At 66.4% G+C, this 5,733-nt stretch carries 6 protein-coding genes; 5 read left to right on the top strand and 1 reads right to left on the bottom strand.

Annotated features, from left to right (window positions below; all coding sequences use genetic code 11):
* The 5 genes from DD1DGNOD_RS14920 to DD1DGNOD_RS14940 all read left to right on the top strand — a co-directional run.
* A partial coding sequence (locus DD1DGNOD_RS14920; protein WP_206443190.1) for a lasso RiPP family leader peptide-containing protein occupies positions 1–186 on the top strand: 186 nt, incomplete at its 5' end.
* 184 nt (positions 187–370) lie between these two features.
* Complete coding sequence (locus DD1DGNOD_RS14925; RefSeq protein WP_131767047.1) at positions 371–2,224, top strand: lasso peptide isopeptide bond-forming cyclase; 1,854 nt, start codon at positions 371–373, stop codon at positions 2,222–2,224.
* Positions 2,225–2,287: 63 nt separating this feature from the next.
* Positions 2,288–2,554: a lasso peptide biosynthesis PqqD family chaperone gene (locus DD1DGNOD_RS14930; protein ID WP_131767097.1), complete on the top strand. Its 267-nt coding sequence runs from the start codon at positions 2,288–2,290 to the stop codon at positions 2,552–2,554.
* A 75-nt stretch (positions 2,555–2,629) separates the two neighbouring features.
* Positions 2,630–3,082: a lasso peptide biosynthesis B2 protein gene (locus tag DD1DGNOD_RS14935; protein ID WP_131767048.1), complete on the top strand. Its 453-nt coding sequence runs from the start codon at positions 2,630–2,632 to the stop codon at positions 3,080–3,082.
* Positions 3,079–4,998: an ABC transporter ATP-binding protein gene (locus DD1DGNOD_RS14940; RefSeq protein ID WP_131767049.1), complete on the top strand. Its 1,920-nt coding sequence runs from the start codon at positions 3,079–3,081 to the stop codon at positions 4,996–4,998. The genes DD1DGNOD_RS14935 and DD1DGNOD_RS14940 overlap by 4 nt, the downstream gene beginning before the upstream one ends.
* 68 nt (positions 4,999–5,066) lie before the next feature.
* On the opposite strand, the gene DD1DGNOD_RS14945 is transcribed toward DD1DGNOD_RS14940, so the two are convergent.
* Positions 5,067–5,549: an LppP/LprE family lipoprotein gene (locus DD1DGNOD_RS14945; RefSeq protein ID WP_241255739.1), complete on the bottom strand. Its 483-nt coding sequence runs from the start codon at positions 5,547–5,549 to the stop codon at positions 5,067–5,069.
* Positions 5,550–5,733: the final 184 nt, after the last annotated feature.

Below are 5,733 nucleotides of genomic sequence, written 5' to 3' on the forward strand. Positions count from 1 at the left end.
CCCGTCCAGAAATCGGACGGCTACAGACTGATGGGAGGCATTTCGATGAAGGCTCCGTACCAGCCACCGGCTCTTGAGCGAATCGGTACCTTTTCCACGGTGACCGAAGGCTACTATGGCGGCCACCGGCGTGGCTACTACGGCGGGTACCGCAAGTACCGCAGGCACCGCAGGCACCACTACTAGGAGCGCCCTCACCGCCGCCCAAGAGCGGGTGGGGAAACGGCGATCGTCCGCTCCTGACCAACGCAGTGCGGCAGTTGGAGATGGCGGGTGGCGACGGCCCTGGCTGGTCGTCGCCACCCGCTTTGTCGTCATCACCCCGCTTTATAACGGTAGGGGTGTTTGAGAAGGACGGATTCCTGACGAGATGACCGGGCTTTCTTTGCCCTCCGGGACACCGTGGTTCGTCGTGTTGCCCGACTCCGGCCGCAGCAAAACGGTTGTCGCCGCACTCGCGGACCGAGCTCCACGGTTGCTCCGTTACGGCTCCAGCCGGCCATGGCTGCTGGGCGACTGGTCAGATGACGGGATCGTCACAGCCGCGGTGGGGAGTTCCAGGATTGCGCTGATCGGATGTTGCCCGGTCAGCGTCACCCACCTGACATGCCTTCTCACGCGTGTACAAGATGTCGCCGCGCTCGACGTCGTGGCCTCATCGCTGCCCGGCAGTTTCCACATCGTCGCCGAGATCGATGGACGCCGCCGCATTCAGGGCACCGCCTCAGGTATGCGGCGGGTGTTCTACACCATGGTTGACGGGCAGGTGATCGCCACTGATCGCGCCGACGTGCTGGCCGGGATCATGGACAGCGAGCTGGACACCGCCGCTGTTGCACTGTCACTCCTCGACCCGATAGCGCCGCATCCTCTGAACGATCGGCCGATATGGCGGAACGTGGAAGCGCTTCCTCCGGACCACTATCTCCTGGCCGGCAACGACGGGCGGCCAAGCATGATTCGTTGGTGGCGGCAGCCCGAGCCCGTGCTGCCCCTGGAAGACGGCGCACGACTGCTGCGCCGTGCGCTGACCGAGGCCGTAGATGCGCGGGCGGGCGCGGGCGGGACGGTGAGCTGCGATCTGTCCGGCGGACTCGACTCGACCTCGGTGTGCTTTCTCGCCGATCGGAGCCCGGCGAGGCTCGTCGCCTACACAGGGATCGGCCGGGATCCGGGTGACGATGACCTGGAGTGGGCTACCCGCGCCATGGGCGACCTGCCGAACGCGATGCACGAGATTCTGCCGCGCAACGAGCTTCCTCTCGTCTACGACGGCATCACTGCTGCCGACGAGCAGTTGGACAGGCCCTTCATCGGAATCATCGACCGGGCGAAGATGCTCGCCGGCCTGCGCCGGCTGACCCCGTATCATCCACGTGTCCATCTGACCGGGCTCGGTGGTGATGAGGTCGCGGAGGGCACGCCCAACTACCTGCCCGCCCTGATACGTACGCGTCCGTGGATCGCCATCGACAGGCTCCGCGGCTTTCGGGCCCAGAACCGGTGGCCTCTGTTGGCGAGCCTGTGGATGCTCCGGCCACGCTCGTACCGCGCGGCCCTGGCCGACATGGTCGCCCACGTGACCGGTGCCAGGCCGATGCCGGGTCTTCCCGACCTGGACTGGGACGACGCCCCCCGGCTGCCCCCGTGGGTCACCCCGGATGCCGTCGCGTTGGTACGCCAAGCGTTCGACGAGATCCTGGACTCAGCCTGCCCGCTGGCCGCAACCCGCGATCAACACTGCGACCTTCTGACCATCCAGGCGGGGGCAGGAGCGACTCGTTCGTTCTGCCAGCTGACCGCACCTACCGGAGTGCGGCTGGCGGCACCGTTCTTCGACGACCGGGTGATCGAAGCCTCCCTTGCGGTGCGCCCAGAGGAACGAACGACCCCCTGGGAATACAAGCCGCTGCTGAAGGAGGCCATGCGCGGAATCGTGCCGGAGCGCTCTCTGCGGCGAGTCACGAAGGCGGAAGGCTCGATAGAGGAGGAAGGGGGGCTGCGGGCCAACTACGGCTTGCTGATGACGCTGTGCGAGAACTCCCGGCTCGCCGATCTCGGACTTGTTGACGTAGAGAAACTGCGGGCCGGTTGCCAGTACTCGCACGCGCCCTCGCGGGCCCACGAACCCCTTCAACAAACCTTCGCCTGCGAAGTGTGGCTGAGGGTGCTCGCCGGCGACCGGACCATTGGCGCTCATTCCTTGACCGGTAGCCAAGGGTAGAACCGAAGAGCTATGGCGAGCGAAAAGCTATGGCGAGACAGTCGAACAGCCGCCGGAGAAAAAATGCTGACGCTACGGGAAAACATCGTCCACACGGAAACCGACTACGGGACCGCGCTCCTGGATGAGCGCAGTGGTCAATACTGGATGCTCAACCCGACCGGAACACTCGTATTGCGGGTGCTGCTCGATGGTGGTAGTACCGCCGAGGCTACCGATTCGATGGTCAGAAGTTACGACGTGGACGCGACCACCGCGGACCGAGATGTACAGAGCCTGCTGGCCGAGCTCCGCACGGCCGGGCTTGTCGCAACCGACACCGTTTCCTGACCGGGAACGCTCATTATGCGCTTTGTCAGGTTCATCGGAGCGCATGCACAGAGTCACAAAGGAGGTGGCACCGCGATGAGCATGCCGATGTCGTTGGAGCGTCGAGGAGGAAAACTCCCTCTACGGCGACGGCCACTGGCGATGGCCGCGGTCGCAACCGCCCGGCTGCTGGCCACCCAGCCACCCGGCCGGATCCGTTCCGTCCTGACCCGGTTGCGCCGAGGCGCCGCCCCAGCCGACTATCGGCAGGCGTTGGCCGCACGGGATGCCGTCACCGCGGTGAGCATGGCGTGTCGGGGTGCGCAGGGTTGCGTTCCCCGTTCCGTTGCCACCGCCCTGGTCTGCCGGGCTTCGGGGGTCTGGCCCACCTGGTGCGTCGGCGTGCGCAAGGTCGGCCCGTTCGCCGCACACGCCTGGGTGGAGGCGGACGGGGTGAAGGTTGGTGAGCGCGAGCCGGTCGACTACTTCCAGCCGCTTATCGCTATACCTCCGGAAGGCGTCACAGTGTCAGGCACCACAGTGTCATGAGTGCCATCAGCGAAACAGGTGAGGCGATCGTGGCCGAGCCGCCGTCGACGGACCGGGACAGCAAGCAGCGGCACCGTGACGCGCTGCGAGTCGGTGGGTTGTGGCGCCTGCTTCGCGGGCACGGCCGGCCGATAGGCATCGCCACCGCGCTGACGGTGCTCGGGACCGTCCTAGGGGTCGCGCAGCCGCTGCTGGTGAAGAACGTGATCGACGCCGCGCAGGCCGGCGGCGTTCCCGGCTCGCTTGTCGCACTGCTGTTCGTGCTGTTCGCCGGCCAGGCGTTGACCGACACCCTTGGGAACTACCTGCTGGAACGCACCGGTCAGGTAATCCTGCTCGGCCTGCGGATCCGACTGGTCGATCACCTGCTGCGGCTGCGGGTCGGGGTGTACGACAAGCAGCGCATGGGCGACCTGATCTCCCGGGCCAACACCGACACCACACTCGTCCGCGAGGCGGTGGCCTACAGCTTCTCCGCGCTCCTCACGAGCGCGATCGGTGTCATCGGCGCGGTCGCGATGATGATCTGGTTGGACGCGTTGCTGTTCCTGTTCGTGCTGCTCGCGGTCTCGCTGGCCGGGGCGATGGTTCTGGGCGTGCTGGTGCGCATCCGCATTGCCTCGGAACGCAGCCAGGCCAGCGTTGGAAGCATGACCGCGGACCTCGAACGGGCGCTCGCCGCGATCCGCACCGTTCGAGCCAGCCGCGCCGAAGAGCGCGAGAGCGAACGCATCGGCGGCCACGCCCGGGACGCCTACCGTGCCGGGGTGCGGATGGCCAAGTTGGACTCGGTCATCGCACCCTCCATGCAGTTGGCCGTCCAGGGCTCGGTTCTGGTGGTGCTGTTGATCGGTGGGGTGCTCGTCGCAAAGGGTTCGACGTCGCTGGGTGATCTCATCGCCTTCCTGCTCTACGCCACCTACCTCGTCATACCGCTGTCCGAGCTGTTCGAGGAGGCGGGGACGATTCAACGCGGAATGGGAGGGCTACAGCGCGTCGACGAGGTCTTCACGCTACCCCGGGAGCCGGACAGTACCGGCCAGGACGAGAACAGCGCCGGAAGGCCTGGAAGGCAGGGCCCGGTTCAGGCCAGCGGCGGGCTTCAGGTCTGGGCCAACAGCGCATCGGGCAACGGTCGGGTCGCCGAACAGCGGGGTGACACCCCGTCGATCGAGTTCCGCGACGTGTGGTTCGGATATACCGACGAACCGGTGCTGCGGGACGTGTCGTTCACAGTGCCGTCTCGCGGCCACATCGCACTGGTCGGCCGGTCAGGTGCCGGAAAGTCCACCGTGCTCGAGCTCATCGAGCGCTTCTACGAGCCGGACCGTGGGGAGATCCTGTTCGGCGGGCGGGAAGCGGACGCGATCGACCGCTCCGCGGCCCGTACCTGGGTGAACCTGGTCGAACAGCAAACCCCGGTGTTGCACGGAACGCTCCGTGACAACATCGCCTATGCCGTGCCCGACGCGACCGAGGACGAGCTGCGCTGGGTGGTCGGCACGGCGGGCCTCGCCGAGCTGGTCGCGCGGATGCCCAACAAGTTGGACACCGAGGTCGGCGACCACGGCGTCCAACTGTCCGGCGGGGAACGCCAACGGGTCGCCATTGCCCGAGCGCTGCTGGCCCGGCCCGCCGTGCTGCTCATGGACGAGCCGACCTCTCAGATGGACTCCCTCAACGAGAGGGCACTCACCCGGGCAATGCGCGAGATCTCGGCCACCAGCGCACTTCTGGTCATCGCGCACCGGATCTCCACGGTTCGTGCGGCCGACCGCATCATCGTGCTCGACAAGGGAGAAGTCGTGGCCACCGGACGGCACGAGGAACTGGTACGGATGAGCCCGCTCTACCAGCGGCTCGCCTCCAGTCCTCCGGATACCACCCCGGATGCCGACATGGCGGCCGGCCGCTGACGAATGCTTTCTCTCCTGCCCGCCCGCGCCAATGACCGCCAATTACCATCGGCGACAACGACAACCGGCTACTCCGAAAGCCGCACCGCCCGTCGGCTCGCGGACGCCGACCAGTCGGCAGCCGGAACGGGGTCGAGGAGAACAATCTTCCCGCCATTCCACTGGTAGCGCACGGTCGCCGCGCCCGCGGTAGGGCAGCACAGTGGGTCGTCGGGCCGGTACAGCTGGTACGTGAGCGCAACGACGTCGCTGGTAGACCAGAGCCACCCGATGGTCGCGCTCGGTACCGGAGTGTCGGTGCCCACCAGACGGCCGCGGTGGAAGAGGAACGCCTGCTGGGGATGGCCGTCCACGGCGCCGGTCCATCGTCCGACGATCACGCTGAGATCGTTGTCCGGGTTGTAGCCGCCCGTCTCGGTGGCGGTGTAGCCACGGGCTCGTACAAGCGCTTCGGCTCGGTCAGGGCTGGGTGCGGACGTCCCCGATTGTGGTGCCGGCGCGGCAAGAACGGTTCCGCCTCCCCATCCGGTCAGCGTGACCGTAACAATCATCAGGATAACGACAAGACAACGGCGAAAGGTCATGACATCCCTTCCCTTGAACGAGGCCGACCCCGACGAAACTAGATGTCTGCTTCGGACTCGGCTACTCGACTGCCGTCTTTGTCCCCCATGTTCACTTCATTGAGGACGATCCCGACATCGATTCCACGACATCGATTCCACGATCGCGAAA

This window comes from Candidatus Protofrankia californiensis (assembly GCF_900634765.1).
Classification (GTDB): domain Bacteria; phylum Actinomycetota; class Actinomycetes; order Frankiales; family Frankiaceae; genus Protofrankia; species Protofrankia californiensis.